The organism is Novacetimonas cocois (genome assembly GCF_003311635.1).
Taxonomy (GTDB): domain Bacteria; phylum Pseudomonadota; class Alphaproteobacteria; order Acetobacterales; family Acetobacteraceae; genus Novacetimonas; species Novacetimonas cocois.
Genome location: NZ_QEXL01000004.1, coordinates 24381 through 48237, shown reverse-complemented (window position 1 = coordinate 48237; position 23857 = coordinate 24381). Strand labels below are relative to the sequence as shown.

At 65.9% G+C, this 23857-nt stretch carries 23 protein-coding genes; 14 read left to right on the top strand and 9 right to left on the bottom strand.

From position 1 onward, the window contains the following. Positions 1-120: 120 nt before the first annotated feature. The 4 genes from hslO to NJLHNGOC_RS03920 are packed head-to-tail and all read right to left on the bottom strand — an operon-like array spanning position 121 to position 3661. Positions 121-1074 carry an Hsp33 family molecular chaperone HslO gene (hslO, locus tag NJLHNGOC_RS03935; protein WP_113595210.1) on the bottom strand — a complete coding sequence of 318 codons (954 nt, stop codon included), beginning with the start codon at positions 1072-1074 and terminating at the stop codon, positions 121-123. Positions 1075-1123: 49 nt separating this feature from the next. Next, entirely contained in the window at positions 1124-1462 is a 339-nt protein-coding gene (locus tag NJLHNGOC_RS03930) for a hypothetical protein (protein ID WP_113595209.1), read from the bottom strand. A 1-nt stretch (position 1463) separates the two neighbouring features. Next, entirely contained in the window at positions 1464-2453 is a 990-nt protein-coding gene (gene argF / locus NJLHNGOC_RS03925; protein WP_113595208.1) for an ornithine carbamoyltransferase, read from the bottom strand. Next, the gene (locus NJLHNGOC_RS03920) at positions 2450-3661 is read right to left on the bottom strand and encodes an aspartate aminotransferase family protein (protein WP_113595207.1); all 1212 of its coding nucleotides are present in this window, start codon (positions 3659-3661) and stop codon (positions 2450-2452) included. The genes argF and NJLHNGOC_RS03920 overlap by 4 nt, the downstream gene beginning before the upstream one ends. 338 nt (positions 3662-3999) lie before the next feature. Between NJLHNGOC_RS03920 and NJLHNGOC_RS03915 the strand changes: the two genes are divergently transcribed. The 12 genes from NJLHNGOC_RS03915 (at position 4000) to NJLHNGOC_RS03860 (ending at position 16552) form a co-directional block, all read left to right on the top strand. After that, a complete protein-coding gene (locus tag NJLHNGOC_RS03915) occupies positions 4000-4674 on the top strand; it encodes a regulatory protein RecX (RefSeq protein ID WP_113595315.1) in 675 nt (224 codons plus the stop codon). Next, positions 4653-5213, top strand: a complete 561-nt coding sequence (locus NJLHNGOC_RS03910) for a CHAP domain-containing protein (protein ID WP_408890518.1) — start codon at positions 4653-4655, stop codon at positions 5211-5213. The genes NJLHNGOC_RS03915 and NJLHNGOC_RS03910 overlap by 22 nt, the downstream gene beginning before the upstream one ends. Before the next feature lie 198 nt (positions 5214-5411). Next, positions 5412-5669, top strand: coding sequence for a twin-arginine translocase TatA/TatE family subunit (gene tatA / locus NJLHNGOC_RS03905; protein ID WP_113595313.1), 258 nt, complete (start codon positions 5412-5414; stop codon positions 5667-5669). A 98-nt stretch (positions 5670-5767) separates the two neighbouring features. Further along, positions 5768-6391: a methylthioribulose 1-phosphate dehydratase gene (locus tag NJLHNGOC_RS03900; protein WP_113595206.1), complete on the top strand. Its 624-nt coding sequence runs from the start codon at positions 5768-5770 to the stop codon at positions 6389-6391. Beyond that, a complete protein-coding gene (locus NJLHNGOC_RS03895; protein ID WP_113595205.1) occupies positions 6388-6942 on the top strand; it encodes a 1,2-dihydroxy-3-keto-5-methylthiopentene dioxygenase in 555 nt (184 codons plus the stop codon). The genes NJLHNGOC_RS03900 and NJLHNGOC_RS03895 overlap by 4 nt, the downstream gene beginning before the upstream one ends. A 2-nt stretch (positions 6943-6944) precedes the next feature. After that, positions 6945-7667: an acireductone synthase gene (gene mtnC, locus NJLHNGOC_RS03890; protein WP_113595204.1), complete on the top strand. Its 723-nt coding sequence runs from the start codon at positions 6945-6947 to the stop codon at positions 7665-7667. After that, complete coding sequence (locus tag NJLHNGOC_RS03885) at positions 7664-8605, top strand: bifunctional riboflavin kinase/FAD synthetase (protein WP_113595203.1); 942 nt, start codon at positions 7664-7666, stop codon at positions 8603-8605. Before mtnC ends, NJLHNGOC_RS03885 begins: the two co-directional genes overlap by 4 nt. 194 nt (positions 8606-8799) lie before the next feature. Further along, positions 8800-11685 (top strand): isoleucine--tRNA ligase, encoded by a 2886-nt coding sequence (gene ileS / locus NJLHNGOC_RS03880; protein ID WP_113595312.1) that lies wholly within the window; start codon positions 8800-8802, stop codon positions 11683-11685. A gap of 26 nt (positions 11686-11711) precedes the next feature. Next, positions 11712-12218, top strand: a complete 507-nt coding sequence (lspA, locus tag NJLHNGOC_RS03875) for a signal peptidase II (RefSeq protein WP_113595202.1) — start codon at positions 11712-11714, stop codon at positions 12216-12218. Between the two features lie 57 nt (positions 12219-12275). Continuing rightward, positions 12276-12806 carry a DUF3035 domain-containing protein gene (locus NJLHNGOC_RS03870; protein WP_239021317.1) on the top strand — a complete coding sequence of 177 codons (531 nt, stop codon included), beginning with the start codon at positions 12276-12278 and terminating at the stop codon, positions 12804-12806. Between the two features lie 143 nt (positions 12807-12949). Further along, positions 12950-14881 (top strand): DNA mismatch repair endonuclease MutL, encoded by a 1932-nt coding sequence (gene mutL, locus NJLHNGOC_RS03865; protein ID WP_113595201.1) that lies wholly within the window; start codon positions 12950-12952, stop codon positions 14879-14881. A 153-nt stretch (positions 14882-15034) separates the two neighbouring features. Continuing rightward, positions 15035-16552: a complex I subunit 4 family protein gene (locus NJLHNGOC_RS03860; protein WP_113595200.1), complete on the top strand. Its 1518-nt coding sequence runs from the start codon at positions 15035-15037 to the stop codon at positions 16550-16552. Between the two features lie 157 nt (positions 16553-16709). Here the strand turns inward: NJLHNGOC_RS03860 and parE are convergent, their stop codons facing one another. Both parE and NJLHNGOC_RS03850 read right to left on the bottom strand, forming a co-directional pair. Beyond that, positions 16710-18740, bottom strand: coding sequence for a DNA topoisomerase IV subunit B (parE, locus tag NJLHNGOC_RS03855; protein ID WP_113595199.1), 2031 nt, complete (start codon positions 18738-18740; stop codon positions 16710-16712). A gap of 174 nt (positions 18741-18914) precedes the next feature. Further along, positions 18915-19454 carry a hypothetical protein gene (locus NJLHNGOC_RS03850; protein ID WP_113595198.1) on the bottom strand — a complete coding sequence of 180 codons (540 nt, stop codon included), beginning with the start codon at positions 19452-19454 and terminating at the stop codon, positions 18915-18917. Positions 19455-19837: 383 nt separating this feature from the next. Between NJLHNGOC_RS03850 and NJLHNGOC_RS03845 the strand changes: the two genes are divergently transcribed. Continuing rightward, positions 19838-20236: an Ig-like domain-containing protein gene (locus NJLHNGOC_RS03845; protein WP_239021316.1), complete on the top strand. Its 399-nt coding sequence runs from the start codon at positions 19838-19840 to the stop codon at positions 20234-20236. Positions 20237-20407: 171 nt separating this feature from the next. Here the strand turns inward: NJLHNGOC_RS03845 and NJLHNGOC_RS03840 are convergent, their stop codons facing one another. After that, positions 20408-20854 (bottom strand): RrF2 family transcriptional regulator, encoded by a 447-nt coding sequence (locus tag NJLHNGOC_RS03840; RefSeq protein ID WP_110528975.1) that lies wholly within the window; start codon positions 20852-20854, stop codon positions 20408-20410. A 144-nt stretch (positions 20855-20998) separates the two neighbouring features. On the opposite strand from NJLHNGOC_RS03840, the gene cysK reads away from it, so the two are divergent. Beyond that, the gene (gene cysK / locus NJLHNGOC_RS03835) at positions 20999-21988 is read left to right on the top strand and encodes a cysteine synthase A (protein WP_110528978.1); all 990 of its coding nucleotides are present in this window, start codon (positions 20999-21001) and stop codon (positions 21986-21988) included. A 104-nt stretch (positions 21989-22092) separates the two neighbouring features. Here cysK and NJLHNGOC_RS03830 read toward each other — a convergent pair whose 3' ends face one another. Together NJLHNGOC_RS03830 and NJLHNGOC_RS03825 are read right to left on the bottom strand one after the other, a co-directional pair. Beyond that, positions 22093-23235 carry an OmpA family protein gene (locus NJLHNGOC_RS03830; RefSeq protein WP_165837839.1) on the bottom strand — a complete coding sequence of 381 codons (1143 nt, stop codon included), beginning with the start codon at positions 23233-23235 and terminating at the stop codon, positions 22093-22095. A gap of 243 nt (positions 23236-23478) precedes the next feature. Beyond that, positions 23479-23823: a DUF1491 family protein gene (locus NJLHNGOC_RS03825; protein WP_408890514.1), complete on the bottom strand. Its 345-nt coding sequence runs from the start codon at positions 23821-23823 to the stop codon at positions 23479-23481. Between the last annotated feature and the right edge of the window lie 34 nt (positions 23824-23857).

Sequence of the window (23857 nt, the reverse complement as noted above, 5' to 3'; positions counted from 1 at the left end):
AAGCTCTGGCGTCCGGTCCTGGCCCGGACGCGCCACAGGTCAAGTTGAAACGTCGGCCATCATGGCACATTCCGCCCCCCGTAAAACAGATGGGGCGGGCCGGGGGAACGGGCCGGGGGCTTATTCGGCGGCGCGTCCCACCTCGTCACGGCGGAAATGGAAGGCATGGTTGCAGAATGAACAGTTCATGGTGATCGTCCCGTCCTCGGCCATGTGGTCAAGGTCGTCGGTCGGGAAGGTCTCGAGGATGCCCGCCAGACGCGCGCGGCTGCAGCGGCAGCCGAACGCCAGCGCGCGGGGATGGCCGATGCACGCGTCCTCGGCATGGAACAGGCGGTAGATCAGCGTTTCGGAGGAAAGGCTGTCATCAAGGATTTCCGCCTCCGTCAGGGTGGAGGCAAGGGTGACGGCAGTTTCCCACGCATCGTCGCCATCCTCCGGCGCGGTGTCGGAGGTATGCCCACCCTCGGTCGCGATGCGTTCGAGGATCAGCGCGCCGGCGCGCCATCCACGTTCGGTCCTGCTGCAGAACAGCCGCACCCAGCAGGCATGCTGCTCGCTGGTGGTAAAATAGTGCGCGGCCATGTCCGACAGGCTTTCGCCCGTGATTTCCACGATGCCCTGATGGATGTCGGTATCGGGCCCCTGATCCACGCTGAACGCCAGATAGCCCGATCCCAGAAGCTGCGCCGCCGTGGGTTCGGGATGCTCCTTCAGCAGGGCGGCGACCTTTTCATCGTCGGAACGGACGTGAAAGCGCAGGGCGCCCGCGTCGGTGCAGTCCGCCACCAGCAGGCTGACCGCGCCATCGCCCTTGGCCTGCAGGGAAAACGATCCCTTGAACTTCAGCGCGGAGGCCAGCCCCGCGACAAGGGCCAGCGCCTCGCCCGCCAGGCGCAGCACGACATCGGGATTGTCATGGCGCGTCAGCAGCGTGTCGGTCAGGACGCCCGGACGCACCAGGCGGCCCCGCACCGGGCGGCTGGCAAGGTAGAAGGGCATGACGCCCTGTTCCACCACAAGGTCGGGGGTATCGGGACGGTTGGTGTCGAGGAAGGCTGGCGTGTCAATCATGTGTCATCGGATCTCATGCGGGCGGAGGGAACGCGGACGGCCGGGATTTTCACAGGTTGGCGGTAATGTCCGCCTCCAGCGCCTCCAGACGCTGGGCCAGCGCCTGCGTCGTCGCGGTATCCAGCAGCTTCCGCTCCGTCACCTGGTCCAGCAGGGCCTGACGGCAGGTATCGTGCTCGGTATCGATGTCCTCCCCCCGGCCCGCGCCGGCGAGGCAGTCGAGATAGGCATCGCGCAGCGCGTCAAGCGGCGCGCCCGACCCCGCCCCCGATCCCGCCCCCGGCAGCGCGGCAAAGATGTCATTGACGCTTTTTTCCACCCATCCGGGGACACTTGCGGTGTCTTCCGTCGTGCTGGGCAGGGCGGGCTGTTCTGCGGGGCCGGTCATGTCAGGGATTTTCCTTTCCAAAGCTCTGCCAGTCATCGCCGCACAGGGCCCAGACCAGCAGCCCCTTCTGGGCATGCAGGCGGTTTTCGGCCTCGTCAAAGACCACGGAATGCGGGCCTTCGAACACGTCGGCGGTCACTTCCTCGCCTATATGGGCGGGCAGGCAGTGCAGGAAAAGGGCATCGGGGGCCGCACGCGCCATCAGGGCCGCGTCCACGCGATAGGGTTCGAACGCGCTGGCGCGCTGTTCCGACGCGTTGTCGGACATGCTGACCCATGTGTCGGTGATGACGGCATCCGCCCCTGCCACGGCCTGCGCCGCATCCGTGCACACCGTGATGTCCGCCCCGTTGGCGCGCGCCCATTCCACCGCGCGCGCGTCCGGCGCATGCGTCGGCGGCGTGGCGAGGCGCAGGCGGAAGCCGAACCGGGCCGCCGCCTCGATGAACGAGGTGGCGACGTTGTTGCCGTCGCCCACCCATGCCAGCAGCCGCCCGGTAATGGGGCCGCGATGTTCCTCGAACGTCATGATGTCCGCCAGGATCTGCACCGGATGGGAATCCGGCGTCAGGCCGTTGATGACGGGCACGCTGCTCCATTTCGCAAGCTCGCGCAGGTTTGCCGTCCTGCCGGTGCGCAGGACCAGCGCATCGACGAACCGCGACAGCACGCGCGCGGTATCGGCGATGGTTTCCCCGCGCCCCAGCTGCATGTCGCCCGGCGACAGCAGGACCACGTCACCGCCCAGCTGGCGCATCCCGACCTCGAACGATACGCGCGTGCGGGTTGACGGCTTGGACAGCATCAGCCCCAGCGCGCGCCCCCGCAGCGGCAGGCGCGGATGCAGCGGACGGGCGCGCCCGTGCTGCATGCGCTTGATCCCGGCCGCGACGTCAAGAATGGCGCGCAGGGTGGCGGCGTCCAGATCCTTCAGGTCGAGGAAGTGGCGCGGCTGTGCCCGGCTGGGCATGTCGGGTCTGATCGCGTTCATGCCACGCTCTCCGCCCGTGCGGCCGAGGCAGCGATGTCGGCATGCACGCGCCGCGCCGCGCGGTCCAGCATTTCGCCCGCCATGCGGCAGTCTTCTTCCGTGACGGTCAGGGGCGGGACAAGGCGCAGGACGTTGCCGCCGGCCGTGACGCTGAGCATCCCTTCGTGCATTGCCGCGTCCTGCACCGCGGACACGGGTGCGACGCACTGCAGGCCGATCATCAGGCCGACGCCGCGATGGGCGGAAAAGACATCGGGATAACGCGCGACGAGCGTATCGAATTCGCGCCCCAGCATCGCCCCGCGCGCCTGGACCTGTTCAAGGAAACCGGGGGCGAGGATGACGTCGAGGACCGCGTTCGCCGCGGCGCATGCCAGCGGGTTGCCGCCGAACGTCGTGCCGTGGCTGCCGGGCGTCATGTGGCGGGCGACCTGTTCGGTCGCCAGGATCGCCCCCATGGGGAAGCCGCCTGCGATGCCCTTGGCCGTGGTCATGACATCGGGGGTGACGCCCGACCATTCATGGGCGAACAGCCTGCCCGTCCGTCCCATGCCGCACTGGACCTCGTCCATGCCAAGGAACAGGCCGTACTCGTCGCACGCGGCGCGCAGTTCGCGCAGGAAGCGCGGATCGGCAAGGTTGATGCCGCTTTCGCCCTGCACGGGTTCGATCATGATGCCCGCCGTCTCGTCCGTGATGGCGGCGCGCACGGCGTTCATGTTGTTCAGCGGCACATGGTCGAAACCCTCCACCACCGGGCCGAACCCGTCGAGGTATTTCGCATTTCCCGTCGCCGCCAGCGTCGCCAGCGTGCGCCCGTGGAACGCGCCGTTGAAACAGATGATGCGCACGCGCTCCGGATGGCCGCTCTTGGCCTGCGCGCGGCGGATCATCTTGATCATGCCCTCGTTCGCCTCGGCGCCCGAATTGCAGAAAAAGACGCTGTCGGCAAAGCTCGCGGCGACGAGTCGCTCGGCCAGCTTTTCCGCCTGCGGGATGCGGTAGAGGTTGGAGACATGCATCACCCGCGCCGCCTGCTGTGCGATGGCGTTGACGAGGTGGGGATTGTTATGCCCCAGCGAGGAGGTCGCGATCCCCGCCCCGAAATCGAGGAATCGTCGCCCGTCCGCCGTGTACAGCCAGGCGCCTTCTCCCCGCTCGAAAGCGAGGTCGGTGCGATTGAATGTCGGCATCAGGGCGGGAATCATGGAATTGCCTTGTGATTTCGTTGCTCGGTTGGAAAGCTTTTCGTGGAAAACAACGTGAAAAGCCCACGCCGTGAGGGTGGGCCTGCGCTGCGTTTCCGGCTTCCGTGACTGGCGTGTCATGCCTCATGCGGACACACCCTTATTTCACGGAATTGGAAAGAATATTGCCGCAGTGGCGCAAATGCAACCATCTATCGGTATTCACCCTGTCGTGGGTTCCATGCGTGGGCCGCGTTTTTTTTACGGCATTGCCCGGCGTGGCGCCTGCCGGCCTGTCGCCCTGGCGGGGCGGGATATGGCACAATGGGGCCATGACGGATGATACGGATGATCCTGGCATGCCCACGCGCCGCCCCGCATCCTGCCGCGCGGGCCGCACCACGCGGCGGGGGGACGCCCCGCGTCCGGCCGGTCCCGCGCCGGATCGCGCGGCGCTGCGGGCGGCGGCGCTGTCGCATGTCGCGCGTTTTTCCACCACCGTCGCGGGGATGGAGCGGGTCCTGACGCGGGTGATGCAGCGCTGGGGCCGCAGGGCGCAGGCCGAGGGCATGGAGCCTGCGGACATCGCGGGCCGCATTGCCGAATCCGCCCCGGACATCACCGCCGTCATTGCCGACATGCAGGCGCTTGGCGCGGTCGATGACGCGCGGTTCAGCGAATCACGCGCGCGTTCCCTGACGCGGGCGGGCCGGTCGCGCCGGGCGATCGGCGCGCACCTGGCCGCGCGGGGCGTCGATGGCGCCGTGGTCACGCAGGCGATGGAGGAAACGCTGGGCGCGCGGGGGGAGGAGGGCCGCGAAACCGAGCTTGCAGCAGCCCTCGTATTCGTGCGCAAGCGGCGGGCCGGTCCCTTCCGTCGCCCCGAAGAGGAAGGGGAGGCCGCCGCCACGCGGGACCGCCGTGCGATGGAGGCGATGGCGCGATCGGGTTTTTCGCGCGATATTGCCCTTCGCGCGCTGGAGATGGACGCGCAGGAGGCAGAGGAACGCATATGGCGCATGAAATCCGCGTGATGCCGCAAGAAGGGGGCGGGCGGCGTTTCGGACAGGGCGGACAACGGCGCGACAGGGTGCGAAGCACGGTGCGTGTGGCGATATGCCGGGCGGCGCGGATCGCGGTGGTGGCGGTGCTGCCGGTCGTGGCGGGCTGTGCCGGTGGCGGCAGCGGAAGCTGGCATGGACCGGTGCAGTGCGCCCCCTATGCCCGGCAGATCACGGGGGTGAACCTACATGGGGCAGCGGCCCAGTGGTGGGCGGAGGCATCGGGCCATTACCCGCGTTCGCACGCCCCCAGGCCCGGCGCGGTGCTGGTACTGCGCGCGACCGGCCGCCTGCCGGACGGGCACGTGGCGGTGGTGCGTTCCGTCCGTGGCCCGCGCGAACTGGTGGTGGAACAGGCGAACTGGGTGCCCGGACGCATCGGACGCGCTGATCCCGTCATTGATGTATCGAGTCGCAATGACTGGTCACGGGTGCAGGTCTGGTGGAGCCCCATTCACGGCATCGGCAAAAGTGTCTATCCTGCGTATGGTTTTATCCTGCCGCTTAAATAGGGCGGGGACAGGACCCGATACGGGATCGGGGCCGCATGCTATGCCGCATGCTATCATGTGGTGGAAAAGCGGCGGGGCGATGCTTGCATCAACGACTGCGTGGCCTCATGTGAGGGAAGACGCGTCTGGCACATGTCATGGCGGCATGGGTCGTGGAAAAACAGCTTTTGCGTCGGCGACGCGGAAATCGAGGGTGTTATGGGTAGCTTGAGCTGGGGACATTGGCTGATCGTTCTTGCGGTCGTGCTTGTGCTGTTTGGGGGCGGGGGCAAGATCAGCTCGTTGATGGGCGACATGGCGCGCGGCATCAAGACGTTCAAGAAGAACATCGCCGATGACGAACCCGTCACCCCGTCGCAGCAGAACGCGGGCGGCCACATATCCGGCCCCGCCACGCAGCAGCGCGATGCGAACTTCACCGAAAGCAGCCAGCCGTCGGGCCACAACGTAAAATAGGCAGGGCGGCAGGCGGGGCGGCATGAGGCCACCTGCGGCCAGACAGGCCGTGCGGCGGATCGCCGGGGCAGGCCTGCCAGAGCAGTCGTGAAGGTTCGATGGACAAGGTTATTTCTTCCGACCCGCGCGCGGTCGCGGTGGACGACATCATCGCGGCGGGACGCCGGATGGATCGTTTTGGGTGGGTGCCCGCGACGGCGGGCAACATCAGCTGTCGCCTGCCTGACGGGCTGATCGCGATCACGCGTTCGGGCGGGCACAAGGGCATGCTGACGCCCCATGGCGTGATCGAGGTCACGGCGGATGGCACGCCCGTGCATGCCGGCGACCGGCCCAGCGCCGAAACCCTGCTGCACTGCCAGATCTATGCCGCATTCCCGCGCACGGGGGCGGTGCTGCATGGTCATTCCGTGGCCTCCACCGTGCTGTCGATGCTGGCGGATGACGCGCTCGTCCTGTCGGGATACGAGGTGCTCAAGGTGTTCGAGGGGCAGAAAACCCACGATGTCAGCCTGCGCCTGCCGGTCTTCGACAATGACCAGGACATTGCCCGCCTTGCGCAGGCTGTCGCGCCGCACCTTGCCGAAATGCACATGGGATACGTGATCCGGGGGCATGGCGTTTATGTCTGGGGCGACGACATGGACATGGCCCTTGCCCGGCTGGAGGGGCTGGAATTCCTTCTGGCGTGCGAACTGGAAAAACGGAAAATCCGGGCATGAGCAGCCTTGCCCTCTATCGCGACGACAATCCCGCAACCCCGCTCCTGCGGACCGGGGATGGGGACGAGATGGCCGCGATCCTCGGGAAAATCGGCGTGCGTTTCGAACGCTGGGACAGCCCCGTGATCCCGCCCCGCGACGCCCCGGCGGACGAGGTGCTGGAGATCTACCGCCCCTATCTCGATCAGCTGATGGGCGAAACGGGGGCAGGGTCCGCCGATGTCGTCAGCATGCACGGCGCGGGCGAGGGCTGGGACGCCGCGCGGCGGAAGTTCCTGAGCGAGCATGTCCATGCCGAGGACGAAATCAGGTTTTTCGTGCATGGACATGGGGACTTCGTCCTGCATGTGGACAGGCAGGTATTCAATGTCCGCTGCACCGCCGGCGACCTGATTTCGGTTCCCGCCGGCGTGCCCCACTGGTTCGATGGCGGCGCGGATCCCGATTTCGTGGCGTTGCGGGTCTTTACCAATCCCGATGGATGGATCGCGCGCTATACCGGCGATGACATCGCGCTGCGCTTTGCCGCCCCTGACGATAAAAGGGTGTAAAATTGCCACCTGATCCCTCGCCATCCCGTTCCACGCCGCCCCGTGCCGTCCTGCTCGATATCGAGGGGACGACCATCCCGGTCTCCTTCGTTCATGACGTGCTGTTTCCCTATGCGCGCGCGGCGCTGCCGGCCCTGCTGCGTGAACATGCCGACGACCCGCAGGTCCGTGCCGCGATCGCGGAGGTCACGCGCCTTGCCCCCGGCGTGGATCCCCTGACGCAGCTTGAGGCGTGGATGGACCGTGACGAGAAGATAGCCCCGCTCAAGACATTGCAGGGAATCGCCTGGGCGCAGGGGTATCGCACGGGACGGCTGAGCGCGCGGATGTATCCCGACGTCCTGCCCGCGCTGCGGACATGGTCGGCGGCCGGGATCCGGCTTGCGGTCTATTCCTCCGGCTCCGTCGCGGCGCAGAAGCTGATTTACGGCCATACGGACGAAGGCGACGTGACGGCCCTGTTCGACGGGTTTTACGACCTTGCGATGGGGGGCAAGCGCGCGGCCGCGAGCTACGCCCATATCATGGCGCAGGCCGGGTGGGTGGCGGCGGACGTGCTGTTCCTGTCCGATGTCGTGGCCGAACTCGATGCGGCGGCGCAGGCGGGGCTGCGGACATGCCAGATCGCGCGGTCCGAGGATGGCACCGTCGCCGGGACGACCCATCGCGTCGCCGCCACGTTCGGGGAGGTCAGCCACATGTTCGGCCTGCCGGTGGCGGCATGAGGGCGCATCTTTACACCGACTGGCGCGACATTCCCGACAGCGCGCGCGGCGCGGTCGCGGCGCTGGGCAATTTCGACGGGGTGCATCTGGGCCATGTCCACCTGCTGCGCACGCTGCATGCCGCGCGCCCGGACCGCGAACTGGCGGTCGTGACGTTCGAGCCGCATCCCCGCGAACTGTTCCGGCCGCAGGACCCGCCCTTTCGCCTGACGCTGCCTGACGAACGGTTTTCCGCCCTCGTGGCGCTCGGGGTGAAGCACGTCTTCCAGATACCCTTCACCCCGCAGTTCAGCGCCATGAGCGCCGAGGAATTCGTGACCGATGTCCTGCATGCCGGCTTGGGGGTGCAGCATGTCGGCTGTGGCGCGGACTTCGCGTTCGGCCATCGCAGGCGCGGCAATGTCGCCTTCCTCGCGCAGGAGGCGCAGGCGCTGGATATCGGCCTTACGGTGGTGCCCGCCCTGTGCGACGCGGCTGGGCCCTATTCCTCCACCCGCATCCGCCGCCTGCTGCAGGAGGGATATCCCGAACGCGCGGCGGAGGAACTGGGCCGTCCGTGGTCGATCCGTGGCCAGGTGGAACATGGGGACAAGCGGGGGCGCCTGCTGGGCTTTCCCACCGCCAACATCGCCCTTGGCCGCCATCTGGAACCCGCGCGCGGGGTCTATGCCGTCAGCGTGCGCATGACCGATGGCCGCACCTGTCCCGGTGTCGCGAACATCGGCCGCCGTCCGACCATCAATGACGGGCAGGAAAGCCGGCTGGAGGTCCACCTGCTGGATTTCGAGGGCGATCTGTACGGCCATACCCTGTCGGTAGCGTTGCATACCCTGCTGCGCGAGGAACGGAAATTCGACGGGCTGGACGCCCTGCGCGCACAGATCGCGCGCGATACGCAGGCCGCGCGCGACTACCTCCTCGCGATGAACGGGACGTGAGTGGCCGGGACAGGCAGGAAAAGCGGCAGGCAGGGCTGTCGGCAGGACGGTCGGGGGAAAGCGAACGCCGGGCGGGCGCGTCGCGAAAGCTTGACCGCGGGGCCGCCGCCTCCCCATAAGGTTGCGTTGCGGTTGTACGGGGCATGTCCCGTCCCTCCATGTTTCTTTGGATCAAGCAGTCAGAAAACAGGGTCATGACCGAGTCAAAACCACAGGATCTCTATCGGGAGACGGTGTTCCTTCCCACCACCTCCTTTCCCATGCGCGGCAGCCTGCCGAAACGGGAGCCCGAGATGCTGGAGCGCTGGGCCGCGGAAGGGCTCGACGACAGCCTGTTCCAGCAGTCGCAGGGGCGGCAGGTCTTCATGCTGCATGATGGCCCGCCCTATGCCAACGGCCACCTGCATATCGGTCATGCCCTGAACAAGATCCTCAAGGACGTCATCAACCGCGCGCACCGCATGTCGGGTTATGGCGTGCATTACATTCCCGGCTGGGACTGTCACGGCCTGCCGATCGAATGGAAGATCGAAGAGGAATACCGCAAGCGCGGACAGGACAAGGATGGCGTTCCCGTCCTGCAGTTCCGTGCCGAATGCCGTGCCTATGCCCAGAAATGGCTGGATATCCAGGCCGCCGAATTCCGCCGCCTCGGCGTGCAGGCGGAATGGGCGCGACGTTACGCCACGATGGATTTTTCGTCCGAGGCGGCGATCGTGGGCGAAATCGGGAAATTCCTGCTCAACGGGCTGCTGTATCGCGGCCTGCGCCCCGTCATGTGGAGTCCGGTTGAAAAGACCGCCCTGGCGGAGGCGGAGATCGAATACCGCGATCACGAATCCACGGCCATCCACGTGGCCTTTCCCATCATCCACGACCCCACCCCGGCCCATGCGCTGGAGGACGTGGCGGCGGTCATCTGGACCACGACGCCGTGGACGATCCCCGCCAACCGCGCCATCGCCTATGGCCCGGACATCACCTATGCCGTGGTGCGGGTGGATGACGTGACCGACGGCGCCCTGCTGGAGCCTGAATCGAAGGTCCTGGTGGCGGAGGACCTGATCGAGCCGTTCTGCGCCGCGGCGGGCATCAGCGCGCATCACGTGCTTTACACCCTGCCGGGCCGCGCGCTGAAGGGCGCGGTCTGCGCCCATCCGCTGCGGGGGCAGGGATATGATTTCGACGTGCCGATGCTGCCGGGCGAACATGTCACGACCGAAGCGGGCACCGGGCTGGTCCATACCGCCCCGGCCCATGGCGAGGACGATTTCAGCCTTGGCCGCCAGTACGGGCTGGAAATCACCGAACTGGTGATGGATGACGGCCGCTATGCCGAATGGGTTCCGCTGTTCGCGGGTGTGCATGTCTTCAGGGCGGCGGAGCCGGTCTGCGCCGCGCTGGCCGATGTGATGCGCCATGCCGCTGCCGCGGGACAGGCCCCGGCGGGGCTGGTGGCGCGGACGGTCATGGTCCATTCCTATCCCCATTCATGGCGGTCGCGCGCGCCGATCATCTATCGCGCGACGCCGCAGTGGTTCATCCGCATGGATGGCGAAGGCTCCCTGCGCCAGCGCGCGCTCGAGGCGCTGGAGAAGGTGACGTTCGTCCCCGCGCAGTCGCGCAACCGCCTGACCTCCATGGTGGAGGGGCGTCCCGACTGGTGCATCAGCCGCCAGCGCGCATGGGGCGTGCCGATCGCGGTGTTCGTTGAAAAGCGCACGGGCGAGGTCCTGCGCGACCCGGCGGTGATGAAGCGCATCGTCGATGCCTTCGCGGCCGAGGGGGCGGATGCTTGGTATTCCTCCCCGGCGGGGCGTTTCCTGGGCGAAGGGCGCGACCCGGAAGATTACGAACAGGTATTCGACATCGTGGACGTGTGGTTCGAAAGCGGTTCGACCCATGCCTTCGTGCTGGGCCATGACGGGCTGCCGTTCCCCGCCGATGTCTACCTCGAAGGTTCGGACCAGCATCGCGGCTGGTTCCAGTCCTCGCTGCTCGAAAGCGTGGGAACGAAGGGCGTGGCACCGTTCCGCACGCTGGTGACCAATGGCTTCGTCCTTGATGAGCAGGGGCGCAAGATGTCCAAGTCGCTGGGCAATGTCATCGCCCCGCAGGATGTCAACGACTCGCTCGGCGCCGATATCCTGCGTCTGTGGGTGATGAATTCCGACACCAACGAGGACCTGCGCATCGGCAAGGACATCCTCAAGCAGCAGGGTGAGCTTTACCGCCGTCTGCGCAATACGCTGCGCTGGCTGCTCGGCGCGCTCGATGGTTTCTCCGAGGAGGAGCGGGTCGCCTATGACGACCTGCCGGAACTGGAACGCTGGGTGCTGCACCGTCTGGGCGAACTTGGCGGGCTGGTGGCGCGCGCGGTGGAAACGCATGAATGGGTGGGGGTCTATCCCGCGCTGCACGGCTTCTGCGCTGCCGACCTTTCGGCGTTCTATTTCGACGTGCGCAAGGACGCGATCTACTGCGATGGTCCCGCCAGCCCCAAGCGCCGGGCGGCGCGCACGGTTCTGGACCATCTGCACCGCTGCCTGTGCGCGTGGCTGGCCCCCGTTCTGGTCTTCACGGCGGAGGAGGCGTGGCTGGCGCGGCCGGGCAATACGCAGAGCATCCATCTGCAGCCTTTCCCCGACATCCCGGCGCAGTGGCACCAGCCCGCGCTGGAGGATCGCTGGGCCATGCTGCGTGGCGTGCGGCGCGTCATCACCACCGAAATCGAGACCGCGCGTCGCAACGGCATCGTGGGGTCGTCGCTGCAGGCGGCGGTCACGCTGCCGCTGGCGGAGCAGGAGGCCAGCGTTTTCGGCGAGGTGGACTGGTGCGAACTGGCGATCGTCTCGCAGGTGGATGTTTCGATCGAGGCGGGCAGCGCCCCGATCTATCTGGACCAGCCGGACGGGGTGCAGGACGGGGTGCAGGGCACGCCGCATGGCGGTCCCGTCGTCCGCGCCGCGTCGGGCCACAAGTGCGCGCGCTGCTGGAAGGTGCTTGAGGAAGTGGGAACCATCGCCGCGCATCCGCAGCTGTGCCTGCGATGCAATGACGTGGTGCAGGGCGGGGCGTGAGTTTATCCGTCATGTCAGGATCTGGCATGCTTGATCCCGCGCCGCGACGGCGGCGCAGGGTCAGCCGGGCGGGATGGACGGTCCTGTTCTTCGCCCTTGTCCTTGGCCTGGATCAGGCCACCAAGCACTGGATCCTGCACGGGTATGACCTGCCGGGACGCCAGAGCGTCGCCCTGATGCCGGGGCTGAATTTCACCATGGTCTGGAACCACGCCATCACCTTCGGGATGCTGGGTGGCGTGGGGACGGCGGGCCGCATCATCTTTTCGGTCGTGGCGCTGGGCATCGTCGCGTTGCTGGGCGTATGGGCGGCACGCACGCCGCACCCGTGGGTCGCGGGCGCGCTGGGCGCGATCATGGGGGGGGCGGTCGGCAATGTCATCGACCGGCTGCAGTTCGGCGCGGTGGTCGATTTCGTGCACCTGCATGCCTATGGATGGTCATGGCCGGTATTCAACCTTGCCGATGCGGCGATTGACTGCGGTGTGGCAGTGCTGATTATTGATAATCTTTTCGATCGCGACAGGGGATAGGACAGAATGTCACAGCGGCGCTTGCCGAACCGTTACGGGGGCGGTAATAGGCGAATCATGGCATCCATGGCTTTCAGAACCCTTTCCCTTGCTCTGGTCGCGACGGGCGGTCTTTCCCTGACCGGCTGCTCGGGGGGGGATGTTTCGCGTGCGTTCGGGCTGGAACGCAGCATGCCTGACGAATACACCGTCACGACGCGCACGCCGCTTTCGATGCCTCCTTCGGACGAACTGGGCGCGCCCAACAGCGCGGCCATCCAGCATGCGCAGGATTCCAACCCGCGCATGCAGGCGCTGGAAACCCTGTCGCCCAACGTCGCCCTCCAGGGGTCCTACGGGCAGGACAGCCCGGGCCAGACCGCGCTGGTGGGCGAGGCGAACGAGGCGTCCAATGCGCCCGATCGCGGGGAACTGGGCAAGGCGGGCACCAGCTTTGTCGATCACCTGATGTTCTGGCACGGTGGCGGCGCGGGCAACGTGGTCAATGCCAAGGCGGAGAATGCCCGCCTGCGTGAGGACTCGGCCCTTGGACGCAACCTGACGCAGGGCGCCACGCCGACGCTGAGCGCGCCGAGCAAGAAGAAATAATCCCGCGCGCCATGGCCGCAGGCGCCTCGCGCCCATGGCCGGGCGGGCAGCCTGTGGGCTGATTTGCAAAAGTCTGGCGATCCCGCCCTGCGCCGTGCGTCCCCGTGCTGGAGATGGGCGGCCCATTCCGCCATGATGCCGTCATGACCGAACATTCCCCTTCCCCGGAACGCCCCGTGATCCGTCGCCTGTCCGAACAGGTGGTCAACCGCATCGCGGCAGGCGAGGTGATAGAGCGTCCCGCCGCCGCACTGAAGGAACTGGTGGAAAACGCGCTGGATTCGGGCGCGCGACGGATTTCCATCCTTCTGGAGAACGGCGGCATCGACCGCATCGAGGTGACCGACGATGGCTGCGGCATGACGCCGGAGGACCTGCGTCTTGCGGTGGAGCGTCATTGCACCTCGAAACTGTCTGACGAAACGCTGGTGCGTATCTCCACGCTGGGATTCCGGGGGGAGGCCCTGCCGTCGATCGGCGCGGCCGCGCGGCTGTGCGTCACGTCGCGCACCCATGGCGCGCCGTCCGCATGGTCCATACGGGTGGAGGGCGGACGGATCGAGGAGCCACGTCCCTGCGCCGGGGTCGCAGGCACCCGCGTGGTGGTGGAGGACCTGTTTTTCGCCACCCCCGCGCGGCGCAAATTCCTCAAGAGCGCGCGGGTCGAATCGGGCCATGCCGAAAATACCGTCCGCCGCCTGGCCCTGTCCGCGCCCCATGTCGCCTTCCGCCTGCAGTTTGATCAGCGCGTGGTCCTTGACCTTCCGGCGCAGGATACGGCCGCGCGGGCGGCGGCGATTTTGGACGCAGGCCAGGCGGATGGCCTGATCCCGGTGGAAGGGGAGCGCGGGGACCTGCGCCTGTCGGGCTATATCTGCGCCCCGTCCGTGCATCGCGCCACCGCCAACGGGCAGCTTCTGCTGGTGAACGGACGCCCGGTGGTGGACCCGGTGCTGCGTACGGCGGTGCGGGTGGCCTATCGCAATGTCATGGAACATGGACGTCATGCGGTGGTGGCGCTGTCGCTGCATATCCCGCCGGAACAGGTGGATGTGAATGTCCATCCGGCGAAAACCGAACTGCGTTACGCCGACGCGGCGGCGGTGCGGGCGCTGGTGATCGGCTCACTGGGGCGGGCGTTGGGAATCGGGGCTGGCATCGCGGGCGTCAGGCCCGGACTGCTGCAGTCACGGCCCGCGGGCGGGGCGCGCATCTGGTATCCGCCCGAACCGTCGTCGCGGCCTTCGCCTGAGGCGGACGGGACGGCCTTTTCCGCCGCACTGTCGGGGGCGGCTGGTGGCGGGGACATGGGTACCGGGGACATGGGCGCCGGGGTCGCGGAACGTCGCCTGCCGCTGGCGGACCTGCCGCCCGCCGCACGCCGGATCATGGAGCCGGCGGCCCACTCCAGCGCCCACTCCGATGCGGAGGCGCCGGGGGGACGCGAATCCGCCCCCCATGCCGGGGCAGAGGCGGATTTCCCCCTTGGCGCGGCGGTGGCGCAGGTTCTGGGCACCTATATCCTTGCGCAGACATCGGCGGGCGAGCTTGTGCTGGTCGATCAGCACGCCGCCCATGAACGCCTGACGCATGAACGGCTGCGCGCGCAGTATCTGGGGGGCGAGGTCAGGGCCCAGCGACTCCTGCTGCCCGAAGTCGTGGACGTGCCGCAGGGCCGGGCGGAACTGCTGCTGTCCTTTGCCGATACGCTGTCGACGCTGGGAATCGAGATTGATGCCTTTGGCGGCAATGCCGTGCTGGTGCGCACGGTGCCCGCGCTGCTGGGGGGAGGCGACGCCGCGGCGATGCTGCGTGACCTGGCGGAGGAACTGGCGGAGGACGATCTGGTGACGCCCGCGCAGACGCAGGCAATTGACGGGCGGCTGGATGCGATCATCGCGCGCATGGCATGTCACGGGAGCGTACGCGCGGGCCGTCGCCTTACACACGAGGAAATGAACGCCCTGCTGCGGGACATGGAACGAACCCCGCGCGCCGGGACCTGTTCACATGGTCGCCCCACGTGGCTGAAGCTGGAAAAAGCTGACCTGGAGCGGATGTTCGGTCGTCGCTGACGTCGGCGCAGGCCCTGTTCCACGGGGGCGCGAGGGGGCTGAAAATACGCGAATGTGAGCCCCCGCTCGGCAGAACGTGAGCGGCGGGCGGGTGGATTTCATTTCCGTAACGCCACTAAGGTCGGTCCATCCTTTCATGGCGATGAGACTGACGTGCACCCGATCCTGCTTTCCCTCGTCACATATCTGCCCCTGGCGGGCGTTCTGGCCATCATGCTGACGCGAGGTACGACCCAGGCGGTCGAAACCGCCGCGCGGTGGGTGGCGCTGTGGACCAGTGCGATCGTGTTCGTCCTGTCCCTCGTGATGTGGGTGCAGTTCGATCCCACCCATGCCGGGCCACAGTTCGAACAGATCGCGCCGTGGGCTTCCGCCTTTGGCGTGTCGTACCATGCCGGCGTCGATGGCATCAGCCTGATGTTCGTGCTGCTGTCCACCTTCCTTACCCCGCTTGCGATCATCGGGGGGTGGAAGCTGGTGAACACGCGCGTGCGTGATTACATGGTGGCGATGCTGCTGCTGGAAACCACGCTGATCGGCCTGTTTTCCGCGCTCGACCTCGTGCTGTTCTATATCTTTTACGAAGCGACGCTCCTGCCGGGCAGCCTGATGATCGGCGTATGGGGCGGGCCGAAGCGGGTCTGGGCCTCGCTGCAGTTCTTCCTGTTCACCTTTGGCGGTTCGCTGTTCATGCTGGTGGCGCTGCTGGTGATGTGGAATGTCGCGGGCACGACCGACATCCCGACGCTGCAGCACACGACCTTTTCCCACGCGATGCAGGGCTGGCTGCTGGCGGGATTCATCGTGGCCTTCGGGGTCAAGCTGCCGCTGTTCCCGCTGCATGCGTGGCTGCCCGATGCCTATACCGAGGCCCCGACCCCGGCTTCCGTCATGCTGTCGGGCGTCCTGTCAAAGGCCGGGGCGTATGGCCTGCTGCGCTTTGGCGTGCTGATGTTCCCCGACGCGGCGCGAGTCTTTGCCCCCTATATCCTGACCGTGGGGGTCGTGGCCGTCATCTATGCCGCGATCATCGCGCTGGCGCAGACCGACATGAAGCGCGTGATCGCCTATTCCTCCTTCTCCCACATGGGGGTCATCGCCATCGGGCTGTTCACCCTGACGCCCGAGGGAATCGACGGCGCGATCTTCCAGATGCTGTCGCATGGCATCGTGATCGCCGCGCTGTTCTTCTGCGTCTCGGCCGTGTCATGGCGGGCGGAGACGCGCAATATCTCCGCCTTTGCCGGGGTGGCGCACAAGATGCCGGTCCTGGCGACGCTGACGATGCTGTTTGTCATGGCCAATATCGGCCTGCCGGGCACCGGGGCGTTCGTTGGGGAACTGCTGGTGATGGTGGGGGCGATCCACGTCTCGTTCTGGCTGGCCTTCCTTGGCGGGTCGAGCATGATCCTCGGCGCGGTCTATATGCTGGTGCTGTATCGCCGCGTGATGTTCGGGCAGACGGCGGGCGGCATGGTGGCCCTGCTGCGTGACCTGACGGGCCCGGAACTGGCGGTGCTGGTTCCGCTGGCGGTCGTGACGCTGTGGATGGGCGTTCATCCCGGCACGTTCCTGCGGGTCTTCAACCCCACCGTGGTCAGCCTGGTGCAGCCCGCGCCAGTGGTGGCGTCCGATACCATCACGCATGATGTTCTGGTGAAGGCGGGCTGACGACGTGCTTCGCACTCAGTAATGGATGCACAAAAAAAGGGGAAACCTGCCAGATGGCGGTTCCCCTTTTTCATTGCCCCGAAACGTGGCGCCAAAAACGTGGCCCCGGAAATATGGCTTCGGAAAAAACGCGAGCCTTCCGAAAAAGCCGGTCGGGTCAGATATCGAGGTTTTCGACCTGTCGCGCGTGTTCCTGAATGAACTGGAAGCGCAGTTCGGGCTTGCGTCCCATCAGGTGTTCGACACGTTCGCGCGTCAGGTTGCTGTCCTCCATCGGGGTGATGACCTTCAGCAGCGTGCGGTGTCTGGGGTCCATGGTCGTCTGCTTGAGGTCGGCGGGCGGCATTTCGCCCAGCCCCTTGAAGCGCGAGACCTCGACCTTTGCATTGGGCTTGAAATCCCGCTTCAGCCTGCGTTCACGATCCGCGTCGTTCATGGCGTAGACGGTCCTGCCCCCCTGCGTCAGGCGATATAGCGGCGGCTGCGCCAGATAGACATGGCCGCCGCGGATCAGCGCAGGCAGTTCGCGATAGAAGAACGTCATCAGCAGGGAGGCGATATGCGCCCCGTCCACGTCGGCATCCGTCATGATGATGATGCGGCCATAGCGCAGGCGGCTGGCGTCGAAGCGTTCGCCAATGCCACAGCCCAGTGCTTCTACCAGATCACGAAGTTCCTGATTGGCGCGCAGCTTTTCGGCAGAGGCGCTGGCAACGTTCAGGATCTTGCCGCGCAGGGGCAGGACGGCCTGCGTTTCGCGGTTGCGGGCCTGCTTGGCCGATCCCCCGGCCGAGTCGCCTTCGACAAGGAAAATCTCCGTCTCGGCGGCGTTTTCGCGGGTGCAGTCCGTCAGCTTCCCCGGCAGGCGCAGGCGGCGCGTGGCGCTTTTGCGCGGGGTGTCCTTCATTTCCTTGCGGCGCAGGCGCTCTTCCGCGCGTTCGATCACTACCGCCAGCAGGTTGTCCGCCTGCGGCGGGTTGCCCGCCAGCCAGTGGTCGAAACGATCCCGCAGCGCCGTTTCCACCAGGCGGCTGGCCTCGCTGCTGGTCAGCTTTTCCTTCGTCTGGCCCTGAAACTGCGGATCGCGGATGAAAACCGACAGCTTGGCCGAAATCAGGCCCATGATGTCATCGGCATTGATCGCGGCCGCACGCTTGTTCGACCGCTGCTCCCCCCAGTTGCGCAGCCCCTTGGTCAGGGCGGTGCGGAAACCGGTTTCATGCGTGCCGCCATTGGGCGTGGGGATGGTGTTGCAATAGGATGACAGCCCGGCCGAGCCCCGTTCGACGAACGCGATGGCCCATTCCATGCGTCCGGTGCTTTCCCCGTCCGCGGCCGTCGGCAGGTCCGCATCCCCGGCCCAGATATCGCTCAGCAGCGCGGTATTGCCCAGTTCGTCGCACAGGCTGTCGGCAAGCCCGCCGGGGAAGTGCAGGACCGCCTCTGCCGGGACGTCCGCGCCCTTGATGAGCGAGGGATCGCACGACCAGCGTATGGTCACGCCACGGAACAGGAACGCCTTGGACCGGCACAGGCGATACAGCCGCAGGGGGGAGAAATGCAGTTTCCCGAAGATCTGCGGATCGGGGACAAAGCGGATCTGCGTGCCGCGCCGGTTCTGTGTCGGGCCGACCTCCTGCACCGGGGCAAGCGGAACGCCGCGTTCATAGACCTGCTGCCACAGCGTGCGGTCGCGCGCGATTTCCACCTCCATCCGGGCGGACAGGGCGTTGACGACCGATGACCCGACGCCATGCAGGCCACCAGACGTGGCATAGGCCTTGCCCGAGAACTTGCCGCCCGCGTGCAGCGTCGTCAGGATGACCTCCAGCGCCGAACGCTTCGGAAACTTGGGATGGGGATCGACCGGGATGCCGCGCCCGTTGTCGCGGATCGTCAGCCAGTTCCCAGCCTCCAGCGACACGTCAATGACCGAGGCATGGCCGGCCACGGCCTCATCCATCGCGTTGTCGAGGATTTCCGAGGCGAGGTGGTGGTACGCGGTTTCGTCCGTGCCGCCGATATACATGCCCGGACGGCGGCGGACGGGCTCCAGCCCCTCCAGCACCTCGATCGCGCTGGCGTCGTAATCTTCACTCTGGGTCCGTGTGGCCTCCGCCGACGCGCGGGATTTGCGCCGGGGGGCCTTGTCCGGGGCTGCGGCCTTGGAGAAAAGATCGTCGTTCATGAACTGTTCTTTGTGCCTTCGGACCGGGTGGTGTCAAGATAAAGCCGCCTGCATGCCGCCATGCCGCTTATCGGCGCACATAATGCCCCATGCGGAAGGCGACGCACGCAAAAAAGGCCGGACATGGCTGACCGGCCTTGTTCTTGCGCGACGCTGCGGGCAGGGCTGGCAGCGTCAGCTGCGGACCGTGCGGCGCGCGGTGCGCGTGGTGGAGCGGGCGGCCGCGGGCGCCGGACGGTTCGGTGCGGTGCAGGTCAGGTAGGACGCGGGCTGGAGGATGTCCTTGGCCTGCGCATAATGCGACAGGTCGGCCGACGTTTCGAGGACCTGCACCTCGTCAAACATGGAAACGCGCTGCTGGCAGAACGCGGTGCCGGATTTCAGCCCGCGTTCGGACTGCACGTTCGCAAGCTGCGTGATGTAGTCATCATGCTGGCGCTGCGCGCTGCGGCCATAGGTGGTGTGGAAATAGGAGGTCAGGACCTTTTCCTCGCTCGCCAGGTTGGGGCGGAACTTGGTCACGAAACTGTTGTACTTGTCCTGCGCGCCGCAGGACAGGGCCGTGACCATCAGCTCGCTCTTCAGGCCCTGCACATCGAAGGCTTCATGCGCGGGGGAGGGGGAACAGGGACCGGCAGCCAGCGCATGACCGCTGTTGATAAGGCCGGCCAGAGCCAGACCGGCGGTTGCGGCGCGCCAAAACGACAAGGACATCAGGGCGGTTCTCCAGATCTTGCGGCGTGATTGTCGCCGGATCCGTGGACCTCCACATGAGCCGGCATAATAAAATCCTGTCAGGCTCTATAGCCTAATCGGATAGTCCCCAAAAGGGAGGGGAAGGACCACCGGCCAAAAAAAGTGTGTTGCCCACAGCAGTGTCATCGACTCGTGCCGGATTGAGGATAGGTCTTTCGCGCGGGGCCATGTTGCTCTAGAGCGGGGCGGTAGCATTCTGTCCACGATCTTCCCCGCGCCTGAAATGGCCGGGGTCGGACGGGCGTGCCCAATGGATACGACTATTAGAGAGCGGAGCTGATCGAGTGCGACTGCGACTGTCTGCAATGATGATGACGACGGGCGTTCTGCTCGCCGGATGTATGAACAAGCCGGCTGTGAATCTCGGCGGCCCCCCCAATCCCTACAATTATATGAAGGTATCGGGCCTGTGCCACGTGGACCCGCTGACGTCGGCAGGTGCCAATACGCAGGCCACGACGATGCAGGTGCGCAGCGATGACGGCTATTGCGCGGTCGAGGTGCGCAAGCCCGACGGTCGTGCCTATGCCTCGTTCGGGGTGTCGCCCGCGCCGGAACATGGCAAGGCCTTCATCTATAATTACAACGATCACACATATGTGACCTATACGCCCAATACGGCGTATGCCGGCAACGACACGTTCCGCGTGCAGCTGATCCGTGGGGAAAAGGAACCGCGCGATACGCTGAACATCACCGCGCATGTCGAGGCGCCGAGCGTCAGCACGGCGGCGAAGTGACATCAATCACTCACACGCGATGACTGGCATCCGTCGCCCGCTGCGGCGGATGCGCCCCACCGGCAGCTGTGCTGTCGGATGGCCTTATGATTCAGGGAATTACCCGTCCGCCTTGCACGCGTGACACGCAAAGGCCCGAAGCACCTGCCGCGATGACGGGAAAAAATATCCTCAGATCGAGAATGTGATCGGTTCAGGCAGGGGACGGCGCATGCCGCTATGCTCGGCCCGCTTCACCAGGTCATCAAGCGTCAGCTTGCGGCACCGTTTTTCAACCATGTCGTCAAGCTCCTTCCAGCAGGGCTCGATCACCTTGTCGAACAGCTGCCCTGTCGGGCCGCCATCGCCGGACTCATCCGCCGTCACGACCTCCAGCACGTCCGACAGCAGGATGTCGCGCCGTGGCCGACCCAGGCGATATCCCCCCCGTGGCCCGCGGATGCTTTCCAGCAGCCCCGAACGCGACAGCGTCTGGAGCAGGGGTTCGATCCCCCGCCGGGCCAGATTGGCGCGTTCGGCAATGTCCGCTGCGCTGACAGTTCCATTGCGACCTGCATGAAATGCCACATCAAGCATGATCAGTATCGCGATCATGGTCCTGTCACACCGGAGAAGCATATCGTACGGTCCCATTTGTGAAACAAATTCATCCGTGGCGAATTTATCAGCATTTGTCTGGATGATCCACGCTTCTGTTCAGGATGGCAGTGGATTATGTCAGGGGCACGATTGCATATTGATCCATCAGCAGGAGTTCGACGCATGAACGATTCGACCGACCAGGACATGACATTCGGCTTCGCCCAGCCACGGGGCAGGGTGTACGGATCCATTACCGAGACGGTCGGCGGAACGCCGCTGGTGGAGCTGCCACACCTGATGCGTGAGGATGAGCTGAAAAGCCGCCTGCTGATGAAGCTGGAATTCTTCAATCCCCTCGGGTCGGTCAAGGACAGGATTGGCGCGGCGATGGTGATGGACGCCGAACGGCGGGGCGAAATCACGCCGGGCAAGACGACGCTGGTGGAACCGACATCGGGCAATACCGGCATTTCCCTGGCGTTTGTCGCGGCGGCGCGCGGGTATCGCCTGATTGTCACCATGCCCGAAGGGGCCTCCACCGAACGGCGCAAGATGCTGCGCCTGCTGGACGCGCAGCTGGAGCTGACGCCCGCGCGTCTGGGCATGGCCGGGGCGATCGCGCGGGCCGAGGCCATCCTGAAGAACACGCCCGGCGCGTGGATGCCGCGCCAGTTCGACAATCCCGCCAACCCCGCGATCCATGCCGCGACCACGGCGGAGGAAATCTGGGTCGATACGCGCGGGGAGGTGGATATCATCGTAGCGGGCGTGGGAACCGGCGGCACGGCAAGCGGCATCGCCCACGGGCTGAAGCCGCGCAAGAAGGGGCTGCAGGTCTTTGGCGTGGAGCCCGTGGAAAGCGCCGTCCTGAATGGCGATGAACCGGGGCCGCATGGCATTCAGGGGATCGGGCCGGGCTTCTGCCCGCATACGCTGGACCTGCACAGCCTTGATGGCATCCTGACCGTTTCCGAGCGGGAGTCGATTGCAGCCGCGCGGCGGTGCGCGCGCCTTGACGGCGTGCCGGTCGGCATTTCGTCAGGGGCTGCGCTTCATGCCGCCATGCAGCTGGCACAGCAGCCCGAGAACGAGGGCAAGACGATCGTGACGATCGCCCCCTCCTTTGCGGAGCGTTACCTGTCCACCTCGCTGTTCAACGGCCTCGTCTGAGCTCTTCTGGCCCGCAGGCACGAAAAAAGGCGGCTCCATGAGACGGGGCCGCCTTTTTCATGTCCGTCTTCCCCACGCGGTGGCGCGTGGCGGGATTACGAAAGTCAGTGCAGGATGATTTCCACGCGCCGGTTCTGTGCCTCGCGCGTGTTGGCGGCCGTGGGCACCAGCGGGTTGGCGTCGCCAAAGCCATGAATGTCGATCGAGGGACCGGGAACCCCGTCACGCACCAGTTCCGCCTTGATGGTCTGCGCGCGGCGCAGGGACAGTTCCTGATTGTAGCGTTCGCCCTGCGGTCCGGGATGGCCGGTCGAATTGTCGGTATATCCGTTCACTTCGATCCGGGTGGTCTGCGTATTGGTGGAAGCCTGCGCCGCGACGGCCACGATGGCGCGCGCCCGGTCGGTCAGCGTGCTCTTGTCCCAGTCGAAGAAGACAAGATACGTGCGGTTCTCCACCGGGGCGGGGGCTGCAGGCGCGGTTACGGGCGGCGGGGGCGGCGGCGCGGGATTGAACTCATACCGCAGGCCCAGCATCACCGAATGGTTGAAGTCGGTGCGCGTGTCGCGGTTGCCGTTGCGGAACCCGTAATCGGAACTCAGCGCCGCCGTGGCGGGGCCGGAAATGACGGAATGATGCGACTGCGGCCCCAGCATGGTCCAGAACCGGTATTCCGCCGTGGCGGACAGGCCCACCGCCCACGGAATGGGGAAGGACAGGCCAAAAATCCCCTGATAGGCAAAGTTGCCATAGGTCCCGCCGACGTGCTGGCTGTAGGCCTGCCCGGCATAGTTGCCGGTGATCAGGGCGTTCATGTTCTGCCAGCCATAGCCGATGCCCGCCCCGAAATAGGGGAAAAGCCAGCTCTTGCCGATATCAAGGTCGAACAGGGCGTTGGCCATCAGGCCGGATTCTTCCTGCCGTCCGTTGGTATGGGCATTGTACTTGCCGCCGGTCGAGCCAAGGGATTCGAGGTTGTTGTGGCGGTAATGGCCCTCAAGCTCGACACGGAAGCCATTGCCAAGCCCATAGCCAATACTGCCGATTCCCACTGCGCCGGGGCTGTACTTGTCGCGCGCGGAGGAATTGCGCACCACCTGTCCCTGCGGCAGGCTGGCGCCGCCTTCGCCCGACATGTACAGCCCCTGCACGGGCTGGGCGAGTGCCGGAACCGATACAAGCACGGAGCCCAGGGTAACCGAGCCAGCCAACAAAGACCCTGCAAGCAGTCCGTACCGCAGATTCATACTCTTCTTCTCCCTTCGACGGGCCATTTCCAACATGTTGCCCGGTCGGGTGAACGTGCAATGTTCCTCTGGGCGGTCAGTCTGTGCATTCTTTTGCGGAAAGATGCCCATCCTGACAATCCATAAGCGGTGACCATACTGCCGCTTGTGGCGACATGGCCCACTGTCATTTTCAACTGTGTGCGAGATGTCACACATGACAGCGTACCAGATAAGCTTTCTACCTTCGCAAGATCACGCGCTTCATATCAGCCTTGCCTCAAATGGTGGCGTCAGATCAGGCGTCTCGACTTCCACGACCCACAGGTCGGGATCCCGTCTCATCTGCCGTTCGACGTACGTGTCCACGGCGGCCTGATCCACAGCCGCCTCCCCTGTAGCCCGGAACCATGCCCGCCGTCCATCGGCTGTGCGGGTCTGTGCCAGAACCGTCATCATGTCGTGACGGTCGCGCAACACCACCAGCACTCCGCCCGCGTCGGCATCGCCACGATGCAGGACAACCGCAGGATTCCCCGTCAGACTGGCCTGGCGCAGGACCGCGCTGACCCAGATTCCGGTTTTCAGGCGCCCTTCATCTTCCATCATCGCGGGTCCAGTTTTGCATAAATACAGAGGGAGG

Bases quoted from the DNA above. Each gene is read 5' to 3' on its own strand.
- NJLHNGOC_RS03930 (WP_113595209.1), bottom strand. From the start codon at position 1,462: ATGACCGGCCCCGCAGAACAGCCCGCCCTGCCCAGCACGACGGAAGAC.
- hslO (WP_113595210.1), bottom strand. From the start codon at position 1,074: ATGATTGACACGCCAGCCTTCCTCGACACCAACCGTCCCGATACCCCC.
- lspA (WP_113595202.1), top strand. From the start codon at position 11,712: ATGCTTGATCCCGCGCCGCGACGGCGGCGCAGGGTCAGCCGGGCGGGA.
- NJLHNGOC_RS03885 (WP_113595203.1), top strand. From the start codon at position 7,664: ATGAGGGCGCATCTTTACACCGACTGGCGCGACATTCCCGACAGCGCG.
- tatA (WP_113595313.1), top strand. From the start codon at position 5,412: ATGGGTAGCTTGAGCTGGGGACATTGGCTGATCGTTCTTGCGGTCGTG.
- NJLHNGOC_RS03845 (WP_239021316.1), top strand. From the start codon at position 19,838: ATGAACAAGCCGGCTGTGAATCTCGGCGGCCCCCCCAATCCCTACAAT.
- NJLHNGOC_RS03900 (WP_113595206.1), top strand. From the start codon at position 5,768: ATGGACAAGGTTATTTCTTCCGACCCGCGCGCGGTCGCGGTGGACGAC.
- ileS (WP_113595312.1), top strand. From the start codon at position 8,800: ATGACCGAGTCAAAACCACAGGATCTCTATCGGGAGACGGTGTTCCTT.
- NJLHNGOC_RS03830 (WP_165837839.1), bottom strand. From the start codon at position 23,235: ATGAATCTGCGGTACGGACTGCTTGCAGGGTCTTTGTTGGCTGGCTCG.
- NJLHNGOC_RS03920 (WP_113595207.1), bottom strand. From the start codon at position 3,661: ATGATTCCCGCCCTGATGCCGACATTCAATCGCACCGACCTCGCTTTC.
- NJLHNGOC_RS03895 (WP_113595205.1), top strand. From the start codon at position 6,388: ATGAGCAGCCTTGCCCTCTATCGCGACGACAATCCCGCAACCCCGCTC.
- NJLHNGOC_RS03915 (WP_113595315.1), top strand. From the start codon at position 4,000: ATGCCCACGCGCCGCCCCGCATCCTGCCGCGCGGGCCGCACCACGCGG.
- parE (WP_113595199.1), bottom strand. From the start codon at position 18,740: ATGAACGACGATCTTTTCTCCAAGGCCGCAGCCCCGGACAAGGCCCCC.
- NJLHNGOC_RS03910 (WP_408890518.1), top strand. From the start codon at position 4,653: ATGGCGCATGAAATCCGCGTGATGCCGCAAGAAGGGGGCGGGCGGCGT.
- NJLHNGOC_RS03850 (WP_113595198.1), bottom strand. From the start codon at position 19,454: ATGTCCTTGTCGTTTTGGCGCGCCGCAACCGCCGGTCTGGCTCTGGCC.
- NJLHNGOC_RS03840 (WP_110528975.1), bottom strand. From the start codon at position 20,854: ATGCTTCTCCGGTGTGACAGGACCATGATCGCGATACTGATCATGCTT.
- cysK (WP_110528978.1), top strand. From the start codon at position 20,999: ATGAACGATTCGACCGACCAGGACATGACATTCGGCTTCGCCCAGCCA.
- NJLHNGOC_RS03870 (WP_239021317.1), top strand. From the start codon at position 12,276: ATGGCATCCATGGCTTTCAGAACCCTTTCCCTTGCTCTGGTCGCGACG.
- mutL (WP_113595201.1), top strand. From the start codon at position 12,950: ATGACCGAACATTCCCCTTCCCCGGAACGCCCCGTGATCCGTCGCCTG.
- argF (WP_113595208.1), bottom strand. From the start codon at position 2,453: ATGAACGCGATCAGACCCGACATGCCCAGCCGGGCACAGCCGCGCCAC.
- NJLHNGOC_RS03825 (WP_408890514.1), bottom strand. From the start codon at position 23,823: ATGATGGAAGATGAAGGGCGCCTGAAAACCGGAATCTGGGTCAGCGCG.